21 protein-coding genes are annotated in these 25,877 nt (G+C 70.2%); 11 read left to right on the top strand and 10 right to left on the bottom strand.

Translation table 11 applies throughout. The features are described from left to right. Positions 1-5: 5 nt before the first annotated feature. Genes ACP7AB_RS14970 through ACP7AB_RS14955 form a run of 4 tightly spaced genes read left to right on the top strand, consistent with a single transcriptional unit; the run spans position 6 to position 6,065 of the window. On the top strand, positions 6-893 hold the full coding sequence (locus ACP7AB_RS14970) for a DUF58 domain-containing protein (protein ID WP_425992753.1): 888 nt from the start codon (positions 6-8) through the stop codon (positions 891-893). Beyond that, positions 890-2,041: a BatA domain-containing protein gene (locus ACP7AB_RS14965; RefSeq protein ID WP_425992755.1), complete on the top strand. Its 1,152-nt coding sequence runs from the start codon at positions 890-892 to the stop codon at positions 2,039-2,041. The genes ACP7AB_RS14970 and ACP7AB_RS14965 overlap by 4 nt, the downstream gene beginning before the upstream one ends. Further along, entirely contained in the window at positions 2,038-4,206 is a 2,169-nt protein-coding gene (locus ACP7AB_RS14960; RefSeq protein WP_425992757.1) for a DUF4175 family protein, read from the top strand. The genes ACP7AB_RS14965 and ACP7AB_RS14960 overlap by 4 nt, the downstream gene beginning before the upstream one ends. Continuing rightward, positions 4,203-6,065, top strand: a complete 1,863-nt coding sequence (locus ACP7AB_RS14955) for a hypothetical protein (protein ID WP_425992758.1) — start codon at positions 4,203-4,205, stop codon at positions 6,063-6,065. Before ACP7AB_RS14960 ends, ACP7AB_RS14955 begins: the two co-directional genes overlap by 4 nt. Positions 6,066-6,242: 177 nt before the next feature. Here the strand turns inward: ACP7AB_RS14955 and ACP7AB_RS14950 are convergent, their stop codons facing one another. Beyond that, positions 6,243-8,696, bottom strand: coding sequence for a S9 family peptidase (locus tag ACP7AB_RS14950; RefSeq protein WP_425992760.1), 2,454 nt, complete (start codon positions 8,694-8,696; stop codon positions 6,243-6,245). A 155-nt stretch (positions 8,697-8,851) separates the two neighbouring features. On the opposite strand from ACP7AB_RS14950, the gene ACP7AB_RS14945 reads away from it, so the two are divergent. From ACP7AB_RS14945 to ACP7AB_RS14935, 3 genes are read left to right on the top strand one after another with little or no spacing between them, the layout of a single operon-like run. Continuing rightward, the gene (locus ACP7AB_RS14945) at positions 8,852-9,859 is read left to right on the top strand and encodes a cysteine synthase A (protein WP_425992762.1); all 1,008 of its coding nucleotides are present in this window, start codon (positions 8,852-8,854) and stop codon (positions 9,857-9,859) included. Continuing rightward, positions 9,856-10,800: a transcriptional regulator GcvA gene (gcvA, locus tag ACP7AB_RS14940; protein ID WP_425992764.1), complete on the top strand. Its 945-nt coding sequence runs from the start codon at positions 9,856-9,858 to the stop codon at positions 10,798-10,800. Before ACP7AB_RS14945 ends, gcvA begins: the two co-directional genes overlap by 4 nt. Before the next feature lie 9 nt (positions 10,801-10,809). After that, positions 10,810-12,039: an NAD(P)/FAD-dependent oxidoreductase gene (locus ACP7AB_RS14935; protein WP_425992766.1), complete on the top strand. Its 1,230-nt coding sequence runs from the start codon at positions 10,810-10,812 to the stop codon at positions 12,037-12,039. 471 nt (positions 12,040-12,510) lie between these two features. Here the strand turns inward: ACP7AB_RS14935 and ACP7AB_RS14930 are convergent, their stop codons facing one another. The 8 genes from ACP7AB_RS14930 to ACP7AB_RS14895 form a co-directional block, all read right to left on the bottom strand. Beyond that, positions 12,511-13,932 carry an NAD(P)(+) transhydrogenase (Re/Si-specific) subunit beta gene (locus tag ACP7AB_RS14930; RefSeq protein ID WP_425992767.1) on the bottom strand — a complete coding sequence of 474 codons (1,422 nt, stop codon included), beginning with the start codon at positions 13,930-13,932 and terminating at the stop codon, positions 12,511-12,513. Positions 13,933-13,969: 37 nt separating this feature from the next. After that, the gene (locus ACP7AB_RS14925; protein WP_425992769.1) at positions 13,970-14,353 is read right to left on the bottom strand and encodes a hypothetical protein; all 384 of its coding nucleotides are present in this window, start codon (positions 14,351-14,353) and stop codon (positions 13,970-13,972) included. Next, positions 14,353-14,655, bottom strand: a complete 303-nt coding sequence (locus ACP7AB_RS14920) for a hypothetical protein (RefSeq protein WP_425992770.1) — start codon at positions 14,653-14,655, stop codon at positions 14,353-14,355. The genes ACP7AB_RS14925 and ACP7AB_RS14920 overlap by 1 nt, the downstream gene beginning before the upstream one ends. Continuing rightward, a complete protein-coding gene (locus ACP7AB_RS14915; RefSeq protein WP_425992772.1) occupies positions 14,655-14,951 on the bottom strand; it encodes a hypothetical protein in 297 nt (98 codons plus the stop codon). Before ACP7AB_RS14915 ends, ACP7AB_RS14920 begins: the two co-directional genes overlap by 1 nt. Before the next feature lie 5 nt (positions 14,952-14,956). Continuing rightward, positions 14,957-15,301: an NAD(P) transhydrogenase subunit alpha gene (locus tag ACP7AB_RS14910; protein WP_426046172.1), complete on the bottom strand. Its 345-nt coding sequence runs from the start codon at positions 15,299-15,301 to the stop codon at positions 14,957-14,959. Continuing rightward, on the bottom strand, positions 15,301-16,434 hold the full coding sequence (locus ACP7AB_RS14905) for a Re/Si-specific NAD(P)(+) transhydrogenase subunit alpha (protein WP_425992774.1): 1,134 nt from the start codon (positions 16,432-16,434) through the stop codon (positions 15,301-15,303). The genes ACP7AB_RS14910 and ACP7AB_RS14905 overlap by 1 nt, the downstream gene beginning before the upstream one ends. Positions 16,435-16,613: 179 nt before the next feature. Further along, on the bottom strand, positions 16,614-16,877 hold the full coding sequence (locus tag ACP7AB_RS14900; RefSeq protein ID WP_425992776.1) for an aa3-type cytochrome c oxidase subunit IV: 264 nt from the start codon (positions 16,875-16,877) through the stop codon (positions 16,614-16,616). Between the two features lie 201 nt (positions 16,878-17,078). Further along, positions 17,079-18,893 (bottom strand): M3 family oligoendopeptidase, encoded by a 1,815-nt coding sequence (locus tag ACP7AB_RS14895; protein WP_425992778.1) that lies wholly within the window; start codon positions 18,891-18,893, stop codon positions 17,079-17,081. Positions 18,894-18,997: 104 nt separating this feature from the next. Between ACP7AB_RS14895 and ACP7AB_RS14890 the strand changes: the two genes are divergently transcribed. The 3 genes from ACP7AB_RS14890 (at position 18,998) to ACP7AB_RS14880 (ending at position 22,885) form a co-directional block, all read left to right on the top strand. Continuing rightward, positions 18,998-19,471 (top strand): DUF1203 domain-containing protein, encoded by a 474-nt coding sequence (locus tag ACP7AB_RS14890; RefSeq protein WP_425992780.1) that lies wholly within the window; start codon positions 18,998-19,000, stop codon positions 19,469-19,471. 52 nt (positions 19,472-19,523) lie between these two features. After that, positions 19,524-21,317, top strand: a complete 1,794-nt coding sequence (locus ACP7AB_RS14885) for a DUF4153 domain-containing protein (RefSeq protein ID WP_425992782.1) — start codon at positions 19,524-19,526, stop codon at positions 21,315-21,317. 125 nt (positions 21,318-21,442) lie between these two features. Then, complete coding sequence (locus tag ACP7AB_RS14880; RefSeq protein ID WP_425992784.1) at positions 21,443-22,885, top strand: sigma-54-dependent transcriptional regulator; 1,443 nt, start codon at positions 21,443-21,445, stop codon at positions 22,883-22,885. On the opposite strand, the gene ACP7AB_RS14875 is transcribed toward ACP7AB_RS14880, so the two are convergent. Next, positions 22,869-23,570, bottom strand: coding sequence for a GNAT family N-acetyltransferase (locus ACP7AB_RS14875; RefSeq protein WP_425992786.1), 702 nt, complete (start codon positions 23,568-23,570; stop codon positions 22,869-22,871). The genes ACP7AB_RS14880 and ACP7AB_RS14875 overlap by 17 nt on opposite strands. 115 nt (positions 23,571-23,685) lie before the next feature. Between ACP7AB_RS14875 and ACP7AB_RS14870 the strand changes: the two genes are divergently transcribed. Next, a partial coding sequence (locus ACP7AB_RS14870; protein WP_426046171.1) for a TonB-dependent receptor occupies positions 23,686-25,877 on the top strand: 2,192 nt, incomplete at its 3' end.

The raw sequence follows: 25,877 nt of genomic DNA, 5'->3' as shown, positions 1-25,877 counted from the left end.
ACGGCATGTCCCCGCTCGACCTGCCCCCGGAGTTGCGCAGCCGCCTTCGTCGTCTGTCCATCGTCCCGCGTCGCGCGGCGGTGCTGGCGAGCGCAGGCATGCACGACAGCCGCAACAAGGGCGGCGGGCTCGAGTTCGCCCAGTACCGGGCCTATGAGCGCGGCGACGATCTGCGCGCCATCGACTGGAAGCTCTATGCCCGGTCCGACAAATTCTTCGTCCGCGACGCCGAGCGCGAGAGCCCGGTCGCCATCTGGATCGTCCTGGACGCCAGCGCCTCCATGGCCCAGGCCGATCTCGCCCGCCCCGACTGGTCCCGCTTCGACGCCGCGCGCCGCCTCACCGCCAGCCTGATCGAGATCGCCCTGTATCAGGGCGACCGCTTCGGCGTGGTGGTCGAGCGCGCCGAGGGTCCGATGGTGCTGACGCCGCATGCCGACAGCCGCCACCGTGACCGCGTCCTCCTGACCCTCGCCCCGCTCAAGGCCTCTGGCGTCGCCGACTGGCAGCGCGATGTCGGCGTGTTCGGCGAGCAGATCGGCGCGCGCGACCTGATCGTCATCCTGACCGACGGCTTCGACGAGGGCTGTATCGCCACCGCCGAACGGCTGGCCGCCTCGGGCCGCGACATCTGCCTGATCCAGATCCTGACCGGCGACGAACGCGACTTCCCCTTCGACCAGGGCTTCCGCTTCCACGATCCGGAGACCGGCGCCGAACTGATCGGCGGCGGCCGTTCCCTGCGTGAGACCTTCCTCGCCCGCTTCACCGCCGCCCGTGCGGCCCTGGCCGCCCGCCTGGAAACCCGAGGCATCCGCCACGTCGAGCATTTCATCGACGAGAGCGCGGACGTTCCGATCCGCACCCTGTTCCGCCCGACCGGCCGCCAATGAACCCGGCGCTGCTCCTCCCCGCAGGCCTCGCCGCCCTGCTGGCCCTGGCGATCCCGATCGTCATCCATATCGCGCGCCGGACCGAGAGCCGGACGATCGACTTCGCCGCCCTGCGCTGGCTCGATCCCCAGCCGAAGCCGCGCCGCAGCCTGACCATCGACGAGCGGTTGCTGCTGGCCGCCCGCCTCCTGCTGCTGGCCCTGATCGCCCTCTGGCTGGCCGCGCCCGTGCTGTGGAACGCCGCCGACGATCGCCCCGTCGTGGCCATCGCGCCGGGCGCCGACGCCGCGACCATCGCCGCCGCCAGGGACGAGGGCGACCGCGTCGTTTGGCTGGCGCCCGGCTTCCCCGAGCACGGCGCCCTGACCCCGGTCGCGCCCGGGAATGTCGCCAGCCTGATCCGCCAGCTCGACGCCGAACTGCCGCCCGGCGCACCGGTCAAACTCGTCGTTCCCGGCACGCTCGACGGCGTCGACGCCGAGCGGCCGAGACTGTCCCGCCGCGTCGGATGGACCGTCGGCGCCGAAGCGCCTGCGGCCCAGGTCGGCTCGCCCGCGCCGCCGTCCCTGACCGTCCGCTTCGCCCCGGAGGCCGGGGATGCCGTCCGCTATTTCCGCGCCGCCGCCACGGCCTGGATCGCCGCCGACGTGGAGCCCGCCTTCGCCGCCGAGCCGATCGACCGGAGCGTTCCAGGCGGCGCAAGCCACCTGATCTGGCTGGCGTCTGGGCCCGTCCCCGTTCCGGTCGAGCGGTGGGTCCGCAATGGCGGCGTGATCCTGACCGCGCTGGAGGCCCGCATCCCCGTGGAGGGCGAGACCGTTCCCGTGTGGCGCGGCACGGCCGGAGAGCCGCTGGCTGTCGCAGGCCGTCTCGGCCGGGGCCGCGTCATCCGCCTGACCCGCGCGCTTGAGCCCGCCGCCATCCCGCAGCTGGTCGAGCCAGACTTCCCCGACGCCCTCCTGTCCATGCTCGATCCGCGTCCGGCGCCCGGCCGCGTCGCCGCCGTCGATCATGCACCCCTGGCCGGCGCCGCCCCCTATGACCAGCAGCCGCTCGACCTGCGTCCGTGGCTGGCCCTGCTGATCGCCGTCGCCTTCGCGGGCGAGCGTTGGCTGGCCATGCGGCGCCAGAGGGCGGTCGCGCCATGACCGCCGTCCCTGTCCTGCTGAACCACCAGAGCGCCGCCCGCGCGCGCGCCGGTCTCGACACAGTCGCCCTCGGCCTGCCCGGCATTCTCGTTCTCGCCGCGCTGGGCTGGCGGCTGTTCGGAGTGACGGGCGCGGTCATCGCCGCCCTGCCTGGTCTCATCGCCCTCGCCGCCGTCGCCATCTGGCGCTCTCGCCGGTTCGACCTGCGCTGGCTGATCGGCGAGCTCGACACCCGTATCCCTCGCTTCGAGGACAGCACCGCCCTGTTGTTCAGGGACCGCGCCGCCGTCGTCGGCCTCGCCGCCCTGCAACGCGACCGGCTGGAGAGCCGCGTCCACGAAGCCTCCGCCGTCGACCTCCGCCCCGACTGGTCGCAGCGGTCCATCCTGATCGCCTGGGCCGCCGCCGTCATCCTGATCGCCGCCATCCTGCTCTGGCCCATCGCGAACGGCTCCGAGACGAGCACCGCCGCCCCCGCCCGCACCGCCGCCGGAGCCACAGCGTCCGTCCTGACCGGCGCGCGCCTGCGCATCACTCCGCCGGCCTACACCGGCCTGCCCGTCCGCGAGCAGACCGCCCTCGACGCCCGGGCGCCGGAGGGCTCGCGCGTGGAATGGCTGATCGACTTCGCCCCACAGCCGTCCTCGGCCGGACTGGAGTTCCCCGAAAGCACGCCGGTCTCCCTGATCCGCGACGGCCAGCGCTGGACCGGCGCGCGGATCGTCGACCGTCCCCTGCTCTACCGCATCGAGGCCGCCGGCCTTCCGGTCCAACGCCTCAACCGCCTCGACGCCGTGGCCGACGCGGAACCTGTCGTCCGCCTGGTCGAACCCGAAAGCCAGCTGGTCCAGCTCAGCCCCGGCCAGACGACCTGGACGCCGGTGTTCGAGGCCAGCGACGACTATGGCGTCATCGAGACCGCGACCCTGCGCATCACTGTGACCAAGGGCGACGGCGAGAACATCACCTTCGAACAGCGCTCCATGCCGCTGCGAGGCCAGGGCGCTGCGAAACAGCTGCGTTTCTCCACGACGCTCGATCTCGCCCGGGAGGGCATGGCGGCCGGCAGCGACCTGATCGTCCAGCTCATCGTCAGCGATAACCGCGCGCCTGAACGCCAGCAGGTCGAAGGTCCCAGCGTGATCCTGAGATGGCCCGCTAACCTCGCCATGGCCGACGGGCTGGACGGCATGGCCATGCGCATCATGCCCGCCTATTTCGCCAGCCAGCGCCAGATCATCATCAATGCCGAGGCCCTGATCGCCGAGCGTCGTCGGCTGGAGCCTCGCGCCTTGATGGACCGCTCCAACGTCATCGGCGAGGAACAGGCCGCGCTGCGTCTGCGCTACGGACAGTTCATGGGCGAGGAGGCGGAGGGCGGTGGAGGCAGCGGCATCATCCTGCCGACCAGCGACGTTCCGCCCGCCCGCGCGCCCCTGCCGACCAGCGACGCGCCCGCGCCCACCCAGGCGCCTGCGCACGACGATCATGACGACCACGACGACGACCACGGCGGTGAGGCCGCCGGCGGCGCGATGGGGTCCGAGGTCGACGTGCTGCACGAGTTCGGCCACGCCCACGACACAGGCGAGGCCGCGACCCTGTTCGCGCCCCAGACCCGCTCCGCCCTCGCCCGCGCGCTGGACGCCATGTGGAGCTCGGAGCGGGAGTTGCGTCAGGGGCGGCCGGAACAGGCCCTGCCCTTCGCCAACGAAGCGCTGGAACTGCTGAAAGAGGCCCAGCGCGCGACGCGCATCTTCCTCCCCAGACTCGGCAACGACCTCCCGCCCGTCGACTTCGCCCGCCGTCTGACCGGCAAGCGCGAGGACATCGTGGCCGAGAACCCCGAGCGCCCCGAGCGCACGCCTGCCGACGCCGTCGCCGCCGACGCCTGGCGCGCGCTGGAGGAACGGCCCGGTTCGACCTCGGCGCCGCTGGCGCTCGGCGCCCTGGACCGCTGGGCGCGGGAGAACGGCGGACGGCTGGCCGATCCGCTGTCGCTGCGAGCTGCCATCGACACGGTCAGGAACGAGCCCGCCTGCCTCGACTGCCGTCGCCGCCTGCGCGCCCTGCTGTGGACCGCCCTGCAACGTCCGGCGCCGTCGCCCGGCCGCCGCGAGGCCCCCGGCGCGCGCGGCCAACGCTATCTGGACGCCCTGCGATGAACGTCTCCAGCCCGGCTCTCTGGACGGCCCTGGTCATCGTCGCAGGGGTTGTCCTCGGCGTCATCCGTCTGCTCCGGTGGCAAGGATCCGCGGCTCCGAGGGCCCAGGCCCCGCGCTGGCGTCTGGCCGCGCTGATCGGCCTTCAGGTCGTCGCCGGCGCCCTCGTCTGGCTGACGCTGAACCCGCCCCCGTCCGTCATCCGCACCGGGACCCTGATCGTCGCCACGGGCGGTTCACCCGCGACCATCCCGACCGCGCCCGGAGACATCCTGGTGGCCCTGCCCGAGGCCGGCCCCGTCACAGGCGCGATCCGCGTCCCCGACCTCGCGACAGCGCTGCGACGCTACCCCACGCCGGTCCGTATCCGGGTCCTGGGGCAAGGACTCACGCCGCGAGACCAGTCTCCCCTGCCTGTGCCGGTCGAGTTCTCCGCCCCGCCCCCTCCGCGCGGCCTGACCGACCTCGCCCTGCCCGAGGTGACGGCGCCCGGCGCGACCTTCGTCGTCGGCGGACAGGTTGGAACCATGCCTGCGGGAACCGTCGAACTGGTCGATCCCGCCGACGTTGTCGTCGACCGCGCCCGCATCGCGCCCGGTGAGCGTTTCGCCCTGATGGCCGCCGCCCGCGCGCCCGGCCTCGCCCTGTTCGACCTCAGGCTCCGCGACCCCGCCGGCGCCGTCGTCGAGCGGGTCGCCATTCCGGTCGAGACCATGGCTACGACGCCGCCGCGGGTCCTCGTCCTCGCCGGAGCGCCCACGGCCGAGACCAAATATCTGAAGCGCTGGGCCGAGGATTCCGGCGTCGAACTGACCCACGACATCGACGTCGGCGCGGGCGTCCGGCTCGGCGACGCACCCGTGCCGCTCAACGCCACGACCCTGAATGAACTGGATCTCGTGATCCTCGACGACCGTCGCTGGGACAGTCTCGGCGGCGGCCAGCGTGCGGCCCTGACAGCGGCGGTGAACGGCGGCATGGGCCTTCTGTTCCGCCCGACCGGCCCGCTGTCGGCCGCGACCCGGCGTGACTGGGCCGGTCTCGGGGTCACCCTGACCGGCGGCGACGAGGCCGTTCCGCTGCGCCTCGATCTCCCCGCCGAAGAGGCCACGCCCGGAGCCGAGGCCGAGCCGGCCGAAGAGACCGAGGCCCTGCCGGAACTGGCCCGTCGCGACCTGACCGACGAAGGCGCCGGCGCCGTGACCCTGTTGCGCGACGCCGACGGCGTCGCCCTGGCCAGCTGGCGCGCGCGCGGCCGCGGCCGGGTCGGCGTCTGGACCGTGACCGACAGCTACGCCCTGGTGCTCACCGGCCGCCCGGATCGCTACGGCGAGATGTGGAGCGCCCTCTTCTCGGAGATCGGCCGCGCCGGCGACGACAGCCGCGCCGAGGTCGACGGCATCGCCCGTGTCGGCGCCCGCATCGCCGTGTGCCGCCTCGTCGGCCAGGCCAATGTCCTGGGCCAGGACGGCCGCGCCCACGGCCTGCGCGTTGATCCGGCCGTCGGCGACCGCGCCTGCGCCGCCTACTGGCCCGAACAACCGGGCTGGAACGTCATCCGCGACGGCGAGAACCGCCAGACGGCCTTCTATGTGCAGCCCGCAGACGCGGCGCCGTCGCTGGTCATGGCCGCGAACCGTTTGGCTACGCTGGCGCTCGCGGGGACGGCCCCGACCCGGGCCGCGCCGGCCTCGACATCGCACGCGCCCGGCTCGCCCTGGCCGTGGTTTGCCGGGCTGCTGGTGGTGCTGTCAGGCCTGTGGTGGCTCGAACGGAACCGGGACCTCGGCGGATGGGTCGCGGCCCTGCGAACGCGCGTCGGCCGTCGCTGGAGCGGGTTCGCCGCGCGACTCCGGAAATAGACTCGACAGAGTCGCGCCGCTTCGACGGGGTGATGATGAGACCTGTCAAAGACCGCAAGGATCAGATGGGAGCCTCGGCCTGACGCGCAAGACCTGAACGGGAATAAATTCGTAGCGCCCTTTGGCGCCGCGGCCCCCGGCAGGAGGGATCACCCTCCGCCGGAGGCCAGGCCGGACCTATTGCGATCCCGCCGCCGGAGCGGTGGGGTTCTTGATCGTCTGGTCCAGCCAGCGGGTCATCTCCCACAGGGTGTGACCGACCGATTCCCGCGCGCGATAGCCATGTGCCTCGAGCGGCAGGACGACGTAGCGGACCGTCGCGCCATTGCCCTTCAGCGCGGCGTAGAACCGCTCCGACTGGATCGGGAAGGTGCCCTGGTTGTCGTCCGCCTCGCCGTGGATCAGCAGGATCGGCTCGTTGACCTTGTCGGCATAGGCGAAGGGCGACATCTCGTTATAGGTCTCCGGCGCCTGCCAGTAGGTCCGCTGCTCGGCCTGGAAGCCGAACGGCGTCAGGGTCCGGTTATAGGCGCCCGACCGGGCGATGCCGGTGGCGAACAGGTCGGTGTGGGCCAGCAGGTTCGCGGTCATGAAGGCGCCGTAGCTGTGGCCCCCGACGGCGATCCGGCCGCGCTCGGCCACGCCCATTCCGACCACCGCATCGACCGCCGCCTTCGCGCTGGCGCTCAGCTGTTCGATATAGGTGTCGTTCGGCTCGACCCCGTCCGCGCCCACGATCGGCATCGAGGGGTTGTCCAGAATGGCGTAGCCCTGGGTCAGCAGGAACAGGTGGCTGGAGCCGCCCGGACGTACGAACCGGTTGGCGGTATCCACGACCTGACCGGCCACGGCCGCGTCGGTGAACTCCGCCGGATAGGCCCACATCAACAGCGGCAGGGGGCCGTCACGATCCTTGTCGTAGCCGGCCGGCAGATAGAGGGTGCCCGACAGCTGCACCCCGTCGTCGCGGGTGTAGGTGATCAGCTGCTGGGTCACGCCAGCCAGCTGCGGCGCCGGGTCGGGGAAGCTGGTCAGGGGCGTCACGTCGCCGTCCAGGTCGCGGACATGCAGGTTGGCCGGCTCGGTCCGGCTCTCACGCACGGTGACAAGACGGCGGCCGTCGTCATCCAGCAGGCCGATGACGGTCTCGTACTCGCCGCTGGCCGACTGCCAGATCCGCTCTGTCTGGCCCGTTCCCAGGTCCAGCGTACCGAGGAAGGGATACTCACCTTCCCGCGTGGCGCCGTCGCCCTCGACGAAGACGCGCGACCCGTCCGGGGTGAACTGGATCACCTCGCGGCCGGCGGCGTTGGCCTCGGTCGCGATCGAGCCCGGGTCGTTGTAGCGATCCTGATAGTTGCGATCGACGATGACGCGGCCAGCGCCCGGACGCGACGGATCGACGACCGACCGGGTCTCGTGCCGGGTGTTGAACCACTGGGTGTTGACCACGGCCACGTCCGACCGGCCCCAGGTCACGCCGGCGTAGCGTTCGGGCAGGTCGATCAGGGTCGTCGCCTGACCGTTGAACGGCGCGTCCAGCATCAGGACGCGGTCGCGAACGGTCGCCGGCGTACGCGGATCACCGCCGTCCTGGGCCTCGACCCAGGCCAGGGTCGACGGGGTGTCAGCGCGCCACTGGGCTGCGCGGGGGCCGGTCTCTACGGCGTCGAAGGGCGGCGGGATATTGTCGCGCAGCGGCAGGTCGGCGACCTTATGCACGACCCGGCCGTCCATGTCGGTCACCACCACGTCGCCGGGGAACAGGCGCGCGGGCACGACATAGCTGAACGGCCGCCTGGCCGTGGTCTTCAGCAGATAGCGGCCATCCGGCGACACCGAAGCGCCCAGGATCACGCCCGGCGCGCCGATGCTGCGGGCCTCTCCGGTCAGCGGGACGACAACCAGCTGGGTGGTGAAATAGTGGGCGAACAGGGCCTCGTCGCCGGCATCGGCCAGAAGGTCCTGGTAGGTGCGCACCGCCGCGGCGCGGCCGCCGCTCTCGGCGACCGTGGGCCCGGCCGGCGCGGCCGTCACGTCGGGCGCGGCGCCGCGATCAGCCGTCACCGCCCGGACCAGCAGGCCCGAACTGTCCGGCAGCCAGCTCATGCCGGCGCCCGTCGCGGCGTTCACGCGGGCGCCGAACACCTCGCGCGCCGTGGCCGTGCCGACATCGGCGACCCACAGGGCCATGCCTTCGGGCTGGTCCATCAGGAAGGCGACAGACCTGCCGTCGGGTGACCAGCTCGCGCCCGTGAAGCGCGCGCCTTCGGGCAGGGCGACGGCGCGCGCCGCGCCGCCTTCGACCGACTGGAAGCTCAGGCCCGTCACCCAGGAGATGCGGCTGTTGGCCGGTCCGTTGTTGCGTGGATTGATCCGATAGCCGGCGAGGCGGAGCATCGGCTCGGCCAGTTCGGCGATCGTCGGCAGGTTGGACCGCTGGAAAAGGACCAGGGTCTTCTGATCTGGGCTGACGCTGGCGCCGGGCGTCGGCCGGGCGTCCAGGATGTCCGCAATCGGCGCGGGCGGCTGCTGATAGGTCAGCGCGCCACCGGCCGTCTGGGCCAGAGCGGGCGTCGCGAACAGCATCAGCACAGTCGGCGCCACATGACGCATCAGTCGCATCTTCATCGGAAACTCTCACCCAGACAGGACAAGGCGGGCCCCTCCGGCGCGCCGGGCTGGACAGTAACCCCGCATTTCGCCCTGGTCACCAAGGCAAACCTCCCTTCCCGTGCGACCAAAGAGATTCTAAAAGCGGCCTCGTTCAGATGGAGCACCTCCCCGTGCCGATCGCCTCCGATATTCTTTCCCTGATCGGCTCCACGCCGATGATCCGCCTGCGCGCGGCGTCCGCCGCGACGGGCTGCGAGATCCTGGGCAAGGCAGAGTTTCTCAATCCGGGCGGGTCGGTGAAGGACCGCACCGCACGCGGCCTGATCCTCGACGCGAAGGCCTCCGGCGCCCTGCGGCCCGGTGGCACGATCGTGGAAGGCACGGCGGGCAATACCGGCATCGGCCTGGCCCTGGTCGGCGCCGCGCTCGGCCACCCCGTCGTCATCGTCATGCCGCGCAGCCAGAGCGAGGAAAAGAAGAAGGCCGTCCGCCTGCACGGCGCCCGTCTGGTCGAGGTCGATCCGGCCCCCTTCTCCAGCCCCAACCATTTCGTCCATTTCTCGCGCCGCCTCGCCGCCGAGCTGAATGAGAGCGAGCCAAACGGGGCCTTCTACGCCGACCAGTTCGACAACACCGCCAACCGCCGCGCCCATTTCGAGACCACGGGCCCGGAGATCTGGGAGCAGACCAACGGCCGCATCGACGGCTTCGTCTGCGCCGCCGGCACCGGGGGCACCCTGGCCGGCACGTCCGCCTTCCTGCGCTCGAAGAACGCCGCCGTCCGCATCGCCCTCGCCGATCCGCCCGGGGCCGCCCTGCATGCCTGGTTCACCGAAGGCGAGCTGAAGGCCGAGGGCTCGTCCGTGACCGAGGGCATCGGCGTCAACCGCATCACGGGCAATCTCGAAGGCGTCACGGTCGATCATTCCTTCCGCATCGAGGACGCCGAGGCCCTGTCGGTCATCTTCGATCTGGCCAGGGACGAGGGCCTGACCCTGGGCCCGTCCAGCGGGGTCAATGTCACCGGCGCCGTCCGACTGGCCCGCGAACTCGGCCCCGGCCACACCATCGCGACCATCCTGTGCGACCCCGGCCAGCGCTACGCGGGCAAGATCTACAACCCCGCCTTCCTGCGCTCCAGGGGCTTCGACGTGCCCGCCTGGCTGGAGGGTCTATGAGCGACGCAGGCGACGCGGGACGCCGCCTCCCGCCCCTCAACTCTCTGAAGGCCTTCGAGGCCGCGGGGCGTCGGCTCAGCATCTCGCTCGCCGCGCGCGAACTGGGCGTCACCCCCGGCGCCGTCAGCCAGCAGATCAAGGTGCTGGAAGATCACGCCGGCGGCCCCCTGTTCCGCCGCGACGGCGGCGCGGTGGCCCTGACCGAACTCGGCGCCCGGCTCCAGCCCGTGCTGCGCGACGCCTTCGAACAGCTGAAGCGCGCCGCCGATATCGTCTATGGCCCGACCGGCCGCAGGTCGCTCGCCGTCAGCGTGCCCCCCTCCTTCGCCGCCCGCTGGCTGGCGCCCCGGATGGTCCGTTTCTCGGCCGACCATCCCGAGATCGAGGTCTGGGTCTCCGCCGACATGCAACCGACCGACGTCGCCGGGGGCCGGGTCGATGTCGCGGTCCGCTACGGCGTCGGCGGCTACCCCGGCGTCCGCTCGGAAGTCCTGTTCGAGGCCGGAGTCGTGCCCGTCTGCAGCCCCGCCCTCCTGACCGGCCGCTGGCCGCTGCAGAAGCCCGCCGACCTCGCCCGCCACACCCTGATCCACGTCGGCAACGGGCATGTCGAGGAGCCGCGCCCCGACTGGGCCGCCTGGCTGAAGGCCCGCGGCGTGACCGGCGTCGACGCCTCAGCCGGCTCCCGCTACGACCAGACCGCCTTCGCCATCGAGGACGCCGCCAACGGCCGGGGCGTGGCCCTGGCCCCGCGCGCCTTCGTCGCCGCCGACCTGGCCTCGGGGCGGCTGGTGACGCCGTTCGCCGACGGCTACCTGGCGACCGACATGGCCTATCACGTCCTGACCCGGCGCAACGGCGGCCGCGAGGAGGCCCGCACCTTCGTCGCCTGGCTGAGGCGCGAAGCCGATGCCGACGACGGCACGGTCGATGAGCTGTAGGAGACCCGTATGACTGTTCCGGATCGAGGCGTCGTCATCGTCGGCGCGGGCCACGCAGGCGGTACGGCCGCCGCCCTGTTGCGCCAGCACGGCTATGACAAGCCGATCATCCTGATCGGCGAGGAGCCGCTGATCCCCTATCAGCGCCCGCCCCTGTCCAAGGCCTGGCTCAAGGGCGAGGCGGACGGCGAGAGTCTGGCCCTGCGCCCGCGGGCCTTCTACGCCGAACACGACATCGACCTGCGGCTCAGGGTCGAGGTCACCGGCATCGACCGGACGGCGCGGACCGTCGGCCTGTCGGACGGCTCGACCTTGGCTTACGATCACCTGATCCTGGCCACCGGGGCGCGAGCCCGCCTGCTCGACGTCCCCGGCGCGGACCTCGTGGGCGTCCACGTCCTGCGCACGGCTGCCGATGCGGAGGCGATCAAGGCCCAGCTCGGCGAGGGCCGCACCCTGGCCGTGGTCGGCGGCGGCTATGTCGGGCTGGAGGTCGCCGCCTCCGCTCGCGCCCTGGGCGCGGGGGTCGTGGTGCTGGAGCGCGAGCCGCGCCTTCTGGCCCGGGTCGCCTGTGATGTCCTGTCGACCTTCTTCCAGACCTATCACGAGGATCGCGGCGTGCGCTTCGAACTGGCCGCCGAGGTCACGGGCTTTGTCGGCCACGGTCCCCGCGTCGCGGGCGTAACCCTGGCCGATGGCCGCACCATCGCCTGCGACAGCGCCGTCGTCGGCGTCGGCGCCATCCCCAACGACGCACTGGCGGTCGCGGCGGGGCTCGACGTCGAGGGCGGCATCCTGGTCGATCTGGAGGCCCGCACCTCCGACCCCGCCATCTTCGCCATCGGCGACGTCACCCGCCGCCCCATGCCGATCTACGACCGGCTGTTCCGCATGGAGAGCGTCCCCAACGCCCTGGAACAGGCCAAACAGGCCGCTGCCGCCATCACCGGCCGCCCCGCCCCCGCCGGCGAGACCCCCTGGCAGTGGTCGGACCAGTATGACCTCAAGCTCCAGATCGCAGGCTACCCCTTCGACTCGGACCGCATCGTCGTCCGCGGCGACCCCGCCACCGCCAGCTTCGCCGTCTTCCACCTGTCCGGCGACAGGGTGCAGGCCGTCGAGGCCATCAACGCCCCGCCCGAGTTCATGATGGGCCGGAAGCTGATCGGCGAGCGGCGGGCGGTGGATGTGGAGAAGCTGGCGGACAAGGCGGTGTCGATGAAGGAGGTGGGGGTCTGATGCCGACATGGAAGCGGCCGGTGGGCTGAACATCGAGAGCCCTGCGTAAGCTCACTCAGCATTCAAGATATGGTCCTTGAACAACGTCTCCCACCCGTGCACCCCGGCGAAGGCCGGGGTCCAGATGGCAACCCCGGTTTTCATGAGGGAAAATCGGTGTCCGATCCCCGCCGCTCCAGTCTGTGATCTGGACCCCGGCCTTCGCCGGGGTGCACGGAGAACGGGGGGAGGGTGCGTTGAAGGTTGATGACGCGACCTCGCGTCTAATCGACATTCAATCTTGTCATCCCGGAAATCGCATAGGCGATTATCCGGGAGACAGTAGGGTCGCTCGCGTTGTCACCCGGACAATCGCTGGCACGATTTCCGGGAGTGTAAAGCTCAGCGTCCGACGTCCCGGCTCTCCGCTTCGCTGCGGCCGGGATGACAGGCGACCAGCCCAGACTTCGCCGATCTGCTTCGCCGTGCGCCTCACAACCCCTTCACGATCCCCTCGACCATCTTCTTGGCGTCGGCGAACAGCATCATCGTGTTGTCGCGGAAGAACAGCTCGTTCTCGACCCCGGCATAGCCCGCCGCCATGCCGCGCTTGATGAACAGCACGGTGCCCGCCTTTTCCACGTCCAGGATCGGCATGCCGTAGATGGCGCTGGTCGGGTCCGTCTTGGCCGCCGGGTTGGTCACGTCATTGGCGCCGATCACGAAGGCGACGTCGGCGGAGGCGAACTCGGCGTTGATGTCCTCCAGCTCGAACACCTCGTCATAGGGCACATTGGCTTCCGCCAGCAGGACGTTCATGTGGCCCGGCATCCGGCCCGCGACGGGGTGGATGGCGTATTTCACCTCGACGCCTTCTTCCTTCAGCTTGTCGGCCATCTCGCGCAGCGCGTGCTGGGCCTGGGCCACGGCCATGCCGTAGCCGGGGACGATGATGACCTTGGAGGCGTTCTTGAGGATGAAGGCGGCGTCTTCGGCCGAGCCCTGTTTGACGGGGCGGGTTTCCACCGCTCCCGCTGCGCCCGCCGGGCCGGCGTCGCCGCCGAACCCGCCCAGGATCACGCTGATGAAGCTGCGGTTCATGGCCTTGCACATGATGTAGCTGAGGATCGCGCCCGATGAGCCGACGAGGGCGCCGGTGATGATCAGGGCGATGTTCTCGAGCGTGAAGCCCAGGGCCGCCGCGGCCCAGCCGGAATAGGAGTTCAGCATCGACACCACGACGGGCATGTCGGCCCCGCCGATGGGGATGATCAGGGTCGCGCCGAGGATCAGGGCGATGGCGAACACGCCCCAGAAGGCCCAGACCGCCGTGCCGCCGGTCCCGATCAGGATGCCGATCAGGAAGACCAGACCCAGGGCCAGGCCGATGTTGATCAGGTGCCGCGCCGGCAGGATGATCGGCGCCCCGCTCATATTGCCGTTCAGCTTGGCGAAGGCGATCACCGAGCCGGTGAAGGTGATGGCGCCGATGGCGACGCCGAGGCTCAGTTCGATGATCGAGATCATCTTGATGCCCACGCCATCCGCATTGAGGATGCCGAAGGCCTCGGGCGCATAGACGGCTCCGATGGCGACCAGACAGGCGGCCATGCCGACGAGGGAGTGGAAGGCCGCGACCAGCTGGGGCATGTCGGTCATGGCGACCCGCTTGGCGATCAGCGCCCCGCCGCCCCCGCCCACGATCACGCCCCCGGCCAGCAGGGCCAGGGTCACCGGATCGAGCGCGCCCGAGGTCCCCAGCGTCAGCAGGGTGATGCCGACCGCCAGCCCCATGCCGATCATGCCGAAGGTGTTGCCCTGACGGCTGGTCTCCGGGCTCGACAGGCCACGCAGCGACAGGATGAACAGGACGCCCGACGCCAGATAGGCCAGCGCCGCGATGGATGCGTTCATGTCGTTTCCCCCGAAATCGTCTTCGTCAGTCGTGTCATCACAGGAACCCCACCGCTGCCGGTCGGGCCGTATCGTTGGTGGCGTCGGACAGGACCGCACCGTCCTTGACCATGGCGATGGCGACCGGTCCCGGCCCGCCGGTCTTGGTCACGGTGCAGCGTCCGTCCTGATCCGGCAGACGGCCCCGGGCCGCGCCCGTTCCGGTCGTCGCGATCTTGTTGGTCCAGTGGCGCTGGTCCCATTGGCTGGCCTCATAGGTCACCGGTGCGAACCGGCAGACCAGCGACCAGCTGGCCCCCTGCGGGGCTGCGACCGACCACGGCAGGCCGCCCTCGACATTCGGACCGACATGGGTCTGGGCCGAGGCGGCGGACGCGCCCGACAGGACGATCAGGATCAGGAGACCGACAAACCCGCGCATCACCGGGGGTCCGTCCCGGCGCCCGCTGCCGTGCGCGCCAGCCGCCACAGGGCGGCGGCGATGAACAGGGGCCCCAGGAAGACCATGGCCCAGTCCACCGCCATCATCGGCCGGTCCTGCACCACGATCCGCGCCAGAATCCCCGAGAACAACAGCACCACGCCGCAGTCGCGCAGGCGCAGTTTCTGGATCGGGCTCTTCTCGCCGACCCAGCTCCACACCCACATGCCGAGACCGATGCCCGTGGCGATCCACGAGCCGGTCCAGGCGATGCTGTCGGGTGCGAGGTTCAGCGCCTCCATCAGGTCCGCGTCCCGTCGGTCCTGGCTTGCTTGCGCGCCATCACCACGCCCTGCCAGGCTAGCACGCAGGCCAGCGCGGCGCTCAGGCCGGCGCTGATCCAGTCGGCCTCCATCGCCTGCTGCACGCTGCGCCAGCCGAAATAAATCGCCATGCCCGGGTAGAAGGCCAGGATCATGAACCATTCCAGTCGGCGCCGAAGCGTAGGCTTCATCGGTCCTGCAAGAAGGATAAAGGCGATGATGCCCACGACCCCGACAGGGATGGCCAGCATCAGGATGATGTTGGTGGGCGTCATTTCAGTCAGGCCTTTGCCGCCTCTGCGGGCTTCGCGGGTCGTTCCTTCTTCTTGTACATGGCCAGCATCCGCCGGGTGACCATGAAGCCGCCGAAGATGTTGACGCTGGCCAGGGTCACCGCCGCGACGCCGGCGCCCTTGGCGATCCAGGCGTTGGGGCTGGTCGCCTCGCCCGACACGGCCGCCGCCGCGATCAGGCCGCCGACGATGATGACGCTGGAGATGGCATTGGTCACGGCCATCAGCGGCGTGTGCAGCGCCGGCGTCACTGACCAGACGACATAGTAGCCGACGAAGATCGCCAGCACGAAGATGGCTAGGCGAAAGACGGTAGGATCAACGTGTTCCATCAGCCTCGAACTCCTTCATGCACAACTGCGCCGCCGTTGGTGACCACCGCCGCCTTGAGGATCTCATCCTCCAGATCGACCGTCAGCGCCCCGTCCTTGATCAGCAATCCGGCGAAGGCGACCAGGTTCTTGGCGTATAGCGACGACGCGTCCGACGGGATGCGACCCGGCAGGTTGGTGTAGCCGACGATGCTCACGCCATTCGGGGTCACAACCACCTCGCCGGGCTTCGAACCCGCGACATTGCCGCCCGCCTCGACCGCCAGGTCGATCAGCACGCTGCCGGGCTTCATCGAGGCCACCTGTTCGGCGCTGACCAGCACCGGCGCCGCGCGGCCGGGGATCAGGGCGGTGGTGATGACGATGTCCTGCTTCCTGATGTGTTCGCCGGTCAGGGCCGCCTGTTTGGCCTGGTACTCGGCCGACATCGGCTTGGCGTAGCCGCCGGCCGTCTGAGCGTTCCTGAACTCCTCGTCCTCGACGGCGAGGAATTTGGCCCCGAGCGATTCGACCTGTTCCTTGGTCGCCGGGCGCACGTCGGTGGCCGTGACCACCGCGCCCAGACGCCGGGCCGTGGCGATGGCCTGCAGACCCGCGACGCCAACGCCCATGATGAAGACCTTGGCCGGGGCGACCGTGCCCGCCGCCGTCATCATCATCGGGAAGCCCTTGCCATAGGCATAGGCGCCCTCGATCACGGCACGATAGCCGGCCAGGTTGGCCTGGGACGACAGGGCGTCCATCACCTGGGCCCGGGTGATCCGGGGCACGAACTCCATGGCGAAGGCGGTGACATTGGCCCCGGCCATGGCCGCGACCGTGTCCTTCTCGCGATACGCGTCCAGCAGGGCGACGACGACCGCGCCGGGCTTCATGGCGCTGATCTCCTGCGCCGTCGGACCGCGCACCTTCAGCACCAGATCGGCGCCGTCCAGAGTGGCGCGGGTGTCCGGCTTCACCGTGGCGCCGGCTTCCACATACTCGCTGTCGGGAATGGACGAGCCCAGGCCCGTGCCCGCCTCGACCGTCACGGTCGCGCCCAGGGCGGTGAACTTCTTCACGGTCTCGGGAGTGACGGCGCAGCGGGTCTCGCCCTCACGGCGTTCCCGGGTCACGGCGATGGCAACGGCCAAGCGAATCTCCCCATCCAGACTGGATTGGAGAACGTTAGGCGCTGGGATACGGATGCGTCAAAGGCGGAAAGTCGGCAAGGTTCAATCAGAACGCCGCGCGGCGAAGGGTCGCCCGCGCACGAGCCGACCCGCGCTCAAGTCGCGAACCGCCGCTCGGCGAGCGATAGCGCCCTTAAGAGTTAGTGGCTCTTGCCGCCCTTCAGGAAGATGAAGCCGGCCACGGCCAGAACCCCGCCGCCGAGCGCGCCGGCGATGAAGCTGCCGCCCGGCTGGAACCACAGCGTCAGGAACAGCAGCACCGCGGCGATGACCAGCGAACCCCACTTGGCCAGGTTCATGAACAGGCTGTAGGTCGCGGTCTGCTCCTCGACCGTCATCTTGCCGTGGACATAGGCATCCGCGTCGTGATCGGCGTGTTCGGTCGGGGAATGATGGTCGGCCATGAGTCTGCGTCCGTCGGAGAGGCGATTGCGCGCTCTTATAGCGATGCGGGGGTTTGGCTCAAGGCGCCCAGCGAAATCCTCCCCCGTAGGGGAAGGGGGACCGCGAAGCGGTGGAGGGGGCTAGCCGCGACTGCGGCATCTGAAGCGAGCCCCCTCCGGCTCTTCGCTGAGCTTCGAGCCACCTCCCCCGACGGGGGAGGATCAGGAGCCCAGCGCCTCGAACTGATCGATCAGTCGTTCCAGCCGTTTCGTGCCGATGGTCCAGAAGGACGGGTCGCGCGGATTGAGGCCGAACGGCTCCAGCGCCTCGACATAGGTCTTCGTCCCTCCGGCCGCGAGCAGGCCGCGATACAGCGGCGCAAATCCGTCCGGGTCCTTGCGGCGCGTCTCCATCAGGGCCGCCACCAGCAGGTCTCCGAACGCATAGGCGTACACATAGAAGGGCGAGTGGACGAAGTGGCTGACATAGCTCCACCAGGCCTCGTAGCCGGGGTTCAGCGTCACCGCCGGGCCGAGCGAGGCCCCCATTTCCTCAAGGAACAGCTCGCCCAGCCGGTCGGCGGAGACCTCGCCCTTCGCCCGCTCGTCGTGGAAACGGGTCTCGAAGCGATGGAAGGCGATCTGGCGGACGACAGTGTTCAGCCCGTCCTCGATCCGCCCGGCCAGCAGGCCGCGTTGCTCGGCCTTCGGCGCCGTCGCCAGCAGCCGGTCGAACGTCAGACCCTCGGCGAAGATCGACGCGGTCTCGGCCAGGGTCAGCGGCGTATCGGCCAGCAACGTCCCCTTCTCGGCCGCCAGCGTCTGGTGCACCCCGTGCCCCAGCTCGTGGGCCAGGGTGAGGACGTCGCGGCGCTCGCCCATCCAGTTCAGGAAGACATAGGGGTGGCGGTCGGCCGTCACCGGATGGGCATAGGCGCCCGACTGTTTCCCGGCCCGCGCCCGGCCGTCGATCCAGGGCTTGTCGAAGAACCGGCCGGCCGCTTGCGCGAACTCCCCGCCCAGGTCGCCGAAGCTTTCCAGCACCAGCTCACGCCCCTGGGTCCAGTCGAAGCCGCGCGGCGCCGTCGTCTCCAGCGGCGCATTGCGATCCCACTGGTCCAGCTTCGCCTTGCCCAACGCCCTGGCCTTCAGCGCATAGTAGCGGTGCGACAGTTTCGGATAGGCGGCGGCGACCGCATCGGCCATCGCATCCACGGACTCGCCGTCGACCTCGTTGGCGAGGTGGCGACTGTCGGCGGGGCGTTTGAAACCGCGCCAGCGGTCCTCGATCGCCTTGTCGGCCGCGACGGTGTTCAGCACCAGGGCGAGCGTCGAGGTCCGCGCCGCCAGCGCCGTGTTCAGCCCCTCGGCCGCCGAACGTCGCTTTGCCTGCCTGGGGTCGGACAGCTGGTTCAGCGCCTCGGCCAGGGTCAGGCTCTCCTTGCCGCTTTCGACCCGCAGCGCCGCACACGTCTCGTCGAACAGCCGGGGCCATTGCGCCGCGATCGGCATCCGCTCGGCGATGAAGGTCTCCAGTTCGCAGGACAGCTCGTGCGGCTTCATCGCCCGCACCCGCCGCAGCCACGGCTTCCACTTCGCTGCGCCATCATCAGCCGCCAGCGCCGCCTCGATCTCGGCCTCCTCCAGCTGGTTGATCTCCAGCGTCAGCCAGACGGTCGGGGTGGCGATGGCGGTGATCTTCTCGCGCAGATCCGCCTCGAACCCCTGGGCGCCCGCATCGGCCCGGTTGGTCGAGGCCGCCAGGAAGGCATAGGCGCCCAGGGCGCCGAGCTTTTCCGAGGCCTGTTCATACAGGGTGATGGCCCGGTCCAGCGTCCCGCCCAGCGCCTTCGCATCGGCGCGCTCGCCGACGAACCGGCCCTGCAGCCCGTTCAGTCCGGCGACCGCCGTCCGCGCCGCCTCCAGATCGGCGGCGATCCGCGCGTCCTCGCGCGACGCATAGAGATCGGACAGGTCCCAGAGAGGCGGTTCGGCCGGATCGACGGGATGGGGCGGGGCTTTGAAGGGCGCGTTCATGCCTCTCGTTGTGGGGTCGCCGAGGCCGTGGCGCAACGGCCGAAACCCGCCAGACGCGCGGCGCGGTTCGTCGCATCTCTCCCGGCGAACACGGAGACACACCCATGACCTACCGCATCGAAGCCCTGCCGCTGGAACCCTTCACCGCCTATTTCGCCATGACCGACGCCGAACTGGCCGAGGTCGGCGCCCGCCGCTGGGTCGCCGACGCACCGGGCCGCGCCCCCTGCCGCGTCAGCCTCCAGGACGGCGAGGCGGGCGAGGCCCGCGTGCTCGTCAACCACGCCCACCTGACCGATCCCGCCTCGCCCTATCGCGCCTCGGGCCCGATCTTCGTGCGCGAGGCCGCCGTCAGGGCCGAACCGGCGGCCGAGGCGCCCGAAATGCTGCGCAAACGCCCCCTGTCCCTGCGGGTCTACGACCGGCGCAACATGATGATCGAAGGCCAGGTCATCGAGGGCGCCGACCTCGACGACCGGCTGGCGCAATGGTTCGCGAACCCGGCGGTCGAACAGGCCCACATCCATTTCGCCCCGCGCGGCTGCTACCTGGCTCGCGCCGTCCGTCAGGAAACGTAGCTTCCCCGACGCCTCTCCCCGGTTCATGGTCACGCTCCGGGGGAGACACGACATGACCGACCAGACAGACACTGCGGGCCGTAGCGACCTGGGCCAGAGCGACCGCCTCGTCGGTCTGGTCCGGCTGGTGATCGGTCTGGCGCAGGGGATCGCCCTCTATCTGCTGGTCCGCACCACGGAGGGCGAGGGCGCGACCTGGTCCTCGCGCTTCCCCGAGACCTTCGGCCCCCTCGTCCTGGTCGCCCTCTTCCTGCCGCCGCCCCTGCTGGCCGGCGTCGGGCGGTTGCGCTGGCCGACCCTGGCGGTCTGGGGCGTCGTCGCGGCGGCGGCCCTGGCCTTCCTCGCCTGGCACGACGTGGCGCGTCAGGCGGGCGACGTCGGCCGCCAGATGACCTTCCCCCTGTTCGCCTTCTCGGCGGCGGCCCTGTTCATCGCCCATCATCTGATCGTCCCGGCCGATCGCGAGCGGACGCTGATCGCCTCCTTCCCCGCCTATTTCGACGCGGCCTGGATGGCGGGGGTGCAGCTGGTGCTGTCGATCGCCTTCGCCGGCGCCTTCTGGCTGCTGCTGTTCCTCGGCGCCGCCCTGTTCAACATCATCGGCCTCAGCTTCCTCGGCGACCTGATCGAGGAGGGCTGGTTCTCCCTGCCCCTGACCGGTCTCGCCTTCGCCACGGCCGTCCATCTGACCGACGTTCGCGACGGCCTGATCCGCGGCGTGCGCACCGTCGCCCTGATGCTGCTGTCCTGGCTGCTGCTGGTCCTGACCGTCCTGGTCGGAGGCTTCCTCGCCGCCCTGCCCTTCACCGGTCTCGACGGCCTGTGGGAGACCGGTAGCGCCACCGCACTGGTTCTGTCGGCGGCGGGCGGCCTGATCATCCTCATCAACGCGGCGTATCAGGACGGCCGCCCCGACAACCTGCCGCCCGCCGTGCTCCGGATCGCCGTCCGCGTCGCCTCGGTCCTGCTGACGCCCCTGGTCCTGATCGCCTTCTGGGGCCTGAGCCTGCGCATCGGCCAGCACGGCCTGACGCCGGACAGGATCATCGCCGTCGCCTGCGCCCTCGTCGGCGCCGCCTACGCGATCGGCTACGGCCTCGGCGCGATCATTCCCCTCATCCGCAAGGGCTCACCGTGGATGAAGGCGCTGGAGATGACCAATATCGTCACCGCCGTCCTCGTGGTCGCTGTCATCCTCGCCCTGTTCACCCCGCTGGCCGATCCCGCGCGGCTGTCCGTCGCCGATCAGGTCGCCCGGCTTGAAGCTGGCAAGGTCGCGCCCGACAAGTTCGACTACGCCTTCCTCCAGAATGGCAGCGGCAAGACTGGCCGCGCCGCCCTCGCCCGTCTCGCCGGCTCGGATGACGCCGATGTCGCTGAGCGCGCCCGGCAAGCCCAGGCCGACATCTTCCCCGTCGCCGACGCTCCCGCTGATGAGGCCTTCAAGCCGACGATCGCCACCCTCCCCGGCGCCCCCGCCCTGCCCGAGGTCTTCTTCCAGCCGGTCACCGACGACGACGCCCGTCGCGAATGCCGGGCGGACGGCGACTGTCTGGCCACGGTCGGCGAGGCCATCGGCTTCCAGCCGAACACCGTCCTGCTGGTCCAGTCCTACCGGGTCACGATCTATGGCGAGGACGCCGAGTTCGGGACCTACATCCCGCTCGGAACCTACGTCCCGGTGCGGTGCGGCGACGAGACGGCGACCACGGACGCGCGCGACCTGCTGCGTCAGGGCAAGCTCAAGGCCGGCTACAGCGATACTCTGCCCGACCTGGACACCGGCGGAGAGCGTCAGTCGCCCCTGTCGCCCGCCGCCCCATTCGCCTGTCCGCCCGCCCGTTAACCCACCGCACACCACGCCTTCTCACCCGATCTTCACCGCATCGGGCCTAAAACCGTCCCGAAACGGGTCAGTCGCGCAGCTCAGACGCAGGCGGCCCACGGTGATGACAGAGGGTGTCCGCAACCATGGCCAAGACCGTTCTGGTGGTCGACGACGATCCGACCCAGCGCCGCCTCGTCCAGGCGGTTCTGGATCGTGAGGGCTATATCGTCGTCCACGCCGAATCCGGCGGCGAGGCCATCGACCGCCTGACCAAGGGCGGCGGGGCCGACGTGGTCCTGCTCGACCTCGTCATGCCGGGCATGAGCGGCATGGAGGCCCTGGCCGAGATCCGCACCGCCGGCGTCACCACCCCCGTCATCGTCCTGACCGCCAACGGCGGTATCGAGACCGTGGTCAAGGCCATGCAGGCCGGGGCCCAGGACTTCTTCATCAAGCCCGCCAGCCCGGAACGCATCCTGGTCGGCATCCGCAACGCGCTTCAGCTGACCCAGCTGACCGCCGAGGTCGGCCGTCTGAAGAAGCATGTCGCCGGGCGCGTCACCTTCGCCGATCTGGTCGGCGACAGCCGCCCGATGCAGATGGTCAAACAGCTCGGCGCCCGCGCCGCGAAGTCGTCCATCCCGGTCCTGATCACCGGCGAGAGCGGCGTGGGCAAGGAGGTCATCGCCCGCGCCCTGCACGGCGCCAGTGACCGCGCCGGCAAGCCCTTCGTCGCGGTCAACTGCGGCGCCCTGCCCGCCAACCTGGTCGAGTCGATCCTGTTCGGCCACGAGAAGGGCTCCTTCACCGGCGCCTCCGACAAACATCTCGGCAAGTTCATGGAGGCCAACGGCGGCACCCTGTTCCTCGACGAGATCGGCGAACTGCCGCTCGACATGCAGGTCAAGCTGCTGCGCGCGTTGCAGGAAGGCGAGATCGATCCCGTCGGCGCCAAGCGCGCGGTCAAGGTCGACGTCCGCATCGTCTCGGCCACCAATCGCGACCTGTCGACAGCGGTGGCCGAGGGCCGGTTCCGCGAGGACCTGTTCTATCGTCTGAACGTCTTCCCGATCGAGGCCCCGTCCCTGCGCGAGCGCCGCGAGGACGTCCCGGCCCTGATCGACCACTTCATCGGCCGCTTCAACGTCGAGGAGGGCAAGCGGATCGCCGGTGTCGCGCCCGAGACCCTGGCCCTGCTGACCGCCTTCGACTGGCCCGGCAATGTGCGTCAGCTGGAGAACACCATCTACCGCGCCATCGTCCTGGCCGACGCCCCCTTCCTGCAGCCGCACGACTTCCCGGCCATTTCGGGCGTCGCCATGCCGCTGGAGGCCGAGGCGCCGTCGGCCGCGATCACGAACTACGCCGACCTGCCGCCCCTGCCGGACCAGCCGATCAGGATCCTCGACGAGCGCGGCCACCTGCGCACGCTGGAGGACATCGAACGCGACCTGATCCAGCACGCCATCGAGGTCTACGCCGGCCATATGTCGGAGATCGCCCGCCGCCTCGGCATCGGCCGCTCGACCCTCTACCGCAAGGTCCGCGAGCAGGGGCTGGAGGGTGCGCTTAAGGAGGCGGGGTGATCTCTTCGGTCCCGGGGGACTTCGTCAGGGCGTAGCAATCGTTGGGCCCCGCCGCTTCGCCGAGCTGGGGACGGGCGTCCCAGTTGGCGAGCGTCGCCTCGTAAGTCAGTCCGGCCCTGCGGAGGACAGCGGCGGAAGCGACGTTTTCCGGATGGCAGGTCGCCCACACGCGAAAGATTCCGGGCTGGGCGATCGCCCATGCGACCACCGCCGAAGCCGCCTCGCCCGCGAAACCCTGACCCCAGAACCGCTCTCCAAGGATATACCCCAAGTCGGCTCTGGGCGGCTTCAGCCTGAGCTCCAGAGCGCCCATGAACTGTCCCGTGACCCTGTCGGTGACCGCCCAGGGAAAGGCGGAGCCGGAGCGCCAGCAAGCCTCGCAGAAGTCCGCGAACGTCACGCTTTCAGCCACATCGCGATGGCGTGGAAAGTTCATGAACTGCATCGGCCCAGCCTGTCCGGCGTAGGTTCGAAAGATGTCCGCTGCATCCGCTCGCGCAACGGGACGGAGACGCAGGCGATCGGTCTCGAACTCTTCTGGCGCTCGCATGCGGCGATGATGCGTGGCCGAGCGGGCGCGCGCAACGGCTTTAGTTCCCGCGCAGATCGACACTGGAGCCCAGCCGGTGCGGCCCGAAAACCACAGTTTTCCTTCGCGACTCAGAGCTGCAACAAAGCGCCACATTGCCGCCGCGACGGATCATGATGACTGAGCCGTATAACCAGGCCGTCGGATCGATCGCAGCGTTGCGCGTTCGCCTCCCGACGAGCGTCTCCCCACGCCTCGTTCGGATTGTTGAATGACCATCGCCGCCGCCCTGCTCTATGCCCTCGCCTCGGGCGCCATCCAGACCGCGCCCCCGCCGCCGACGACCGTTCCCCCGGCGCAGGCCACGCCCCAGACGACACCTCCGGCGACTCAGGATGACGATCAGGAGAACCTCCCGACAGGCGCTCCCGCCGGAGACGCCGACGTGGTCGACGACGTCGTGGTCGACGGAACCCGCCTGCGCGGCGGCGTCCAGGGCGACATCCCGCCCGATCTCGTCCTGGATGCCGAACAACTGCGCGCCTACGGCGCCTCCAACATCGCCGAACTGCTGACGGCGCTGGAGCCCCTGACCCGCAGCTCGCGCGGTTCCGGCGGTCCCGTCGTCCTGCTGAACGGTCGCCGCACCTCCGGCTTCCAGGAAATCCGCAACATCCCGTTCGAATCCATCGAACGCACCGAGATCCTGCCGGAACAGGTCGCCCTGACCTACGGCTACACGGCGGATCAGCGGGTCGTGAACATCGTCCTGAAGGCCCAGTTCCGCCAGGCGACGGCCGAGCTGTCCAACCGGGGCCCGACCCAGGGCGGCCGCACCTCGACCGAGGTCGAGACCGGTTATTTCAGCATCGTCGACGGCACCCGCATCAACGCCAGCCTGGAGCGGCTGCATGACACTGCCCTGTTCGAGAGCGAACGCGACATCACCCGCGATCCGGGTTCCCAGCCCTTCGACCTGACCGGCAACGTCGCCGGCATTCCCTACGGGACCCGGATCGACCCGGCCCTGGCGGCGGTGGTCGCGGCCAACCCCGGCGTCGCCAATCCGACGCTCGCCCAGTTCGCCGCCGGCGCCAACGCCCCACGCACCGGAAACCTCAGCGACTATCGCACCCTGCTGCCGCGCGGCGACACAACGACGCTGAACGCCTCCATCGCGCGTGATCTGAACTCGACGACCAAGGGCACGGTCAGCCTGAACCTCGTCGATGCCTCGACCTTCGCCTACGGCGGCCTGCCCGGCGTGACCCTGATCGCCCCGGCCGGTCGCAACGGCTCGCCCTTCAGCCGCGACGTCGCCGTCTACCGGTTCATCGGAGACGCCGGCGCCCTGACCCGCGACACGGACACCTCCACCGCCAACGTGGGCCTGCTGCTCGACGGCTTCGTCGGCGACAACTGGCGCTGGACCCTGCAGGGCGCCTACGACCGGGTCGAGACGGACACCACGACCGGTCGCGGCCTCAGCGCCGTGGCGGCGCAAATCGCCGTCACCGCCGGCACGCTGAACCCCTTCGGCGCCCTCTCCGCCTCCAGCTTCACCCGCCTGACCGACACCGCCAACTCCGTCGCCAGCGGCGGCCTGTTGGAAGGCGTCTTCATGGGCAACCTGCTCCAGGCGCCCGCCGGCGGCCTCTATTCGACCTGGAAGGTCGGCGTCGACACCCGCGACCTGAACTCGCAAAGCACCCGGGGCGGCGTCTTCTCGGAGCGCGCCATCGGCCGCGACCGCGCCTATGGCACGGTCAATTTCTCCCTGCCGATCGCCAGCCGCAGCAACGACGTGCTCGCCGGTCTCGGCGACCTCTCGGTCACCGCCAACGCCGGCTACGATGAGGCGTCCGACATCGGCGGCCTCGTCACCCTGGGCGCCAGCATGAACTGGACCCCGATCACCCCCCTGTCCCTGAGCTTCAGTTACAAGGACGAGGAAGGCGCGCCGACAATCCAGCAGCTGAACGATCCGACCATCTCGACGCCCAACGCCTCGGTGTTCGACTTCCGCACCGGCCGCACGGTCCAGATCACCCGCGTCACCGGCGGCAACCCGAACCTCAACCCCGAGGATCGTCAGGTCCTCGCCCTGGGGGTGAACTTCAGGCCGTCGTCCCAGCAGGACTTGTCCGTCAGCTCCAACTACACCCGCACCATCGTCAATGATGCGATCATCGCCTTCCCGACCATCACGGCCGACCTCGAGGCGGCCCTGCCCGAACGGTTCACGCGCGATGCGGCCGACAACCTGACCGCCCTGGACGCCCGGCCGCTGAACTTCGCCCGCACCGAGCGGTCGGAGCTGCGCACCGGCTTCAACTTCTCACGCTCCTTCGGCACGCCCAACCCGGCAGCAGCCATGGGCGGCGGCGGCATGATGATGATGATGATGGGCGGCGGCCGCCAGACCGCGCGCGGCGGTGATGTCGGCCTCGCCTTCCTGGCCCT

The sequence above is a fragment of the Brevundimonas sp. TWP3-1-2b1 genome, assembly GCF_049896165.1.
Taxonomy (GTDB): Bacteria; Pseudomonadota; Alphaproteobacteria; order Caulobacterales; family Caulobacteraceae; genus Brevundimonas; species Brevundimonas subvibrioides_B.
This window is presented reverse-complemented; position numbering and strand designations above follow the sequence as displayed.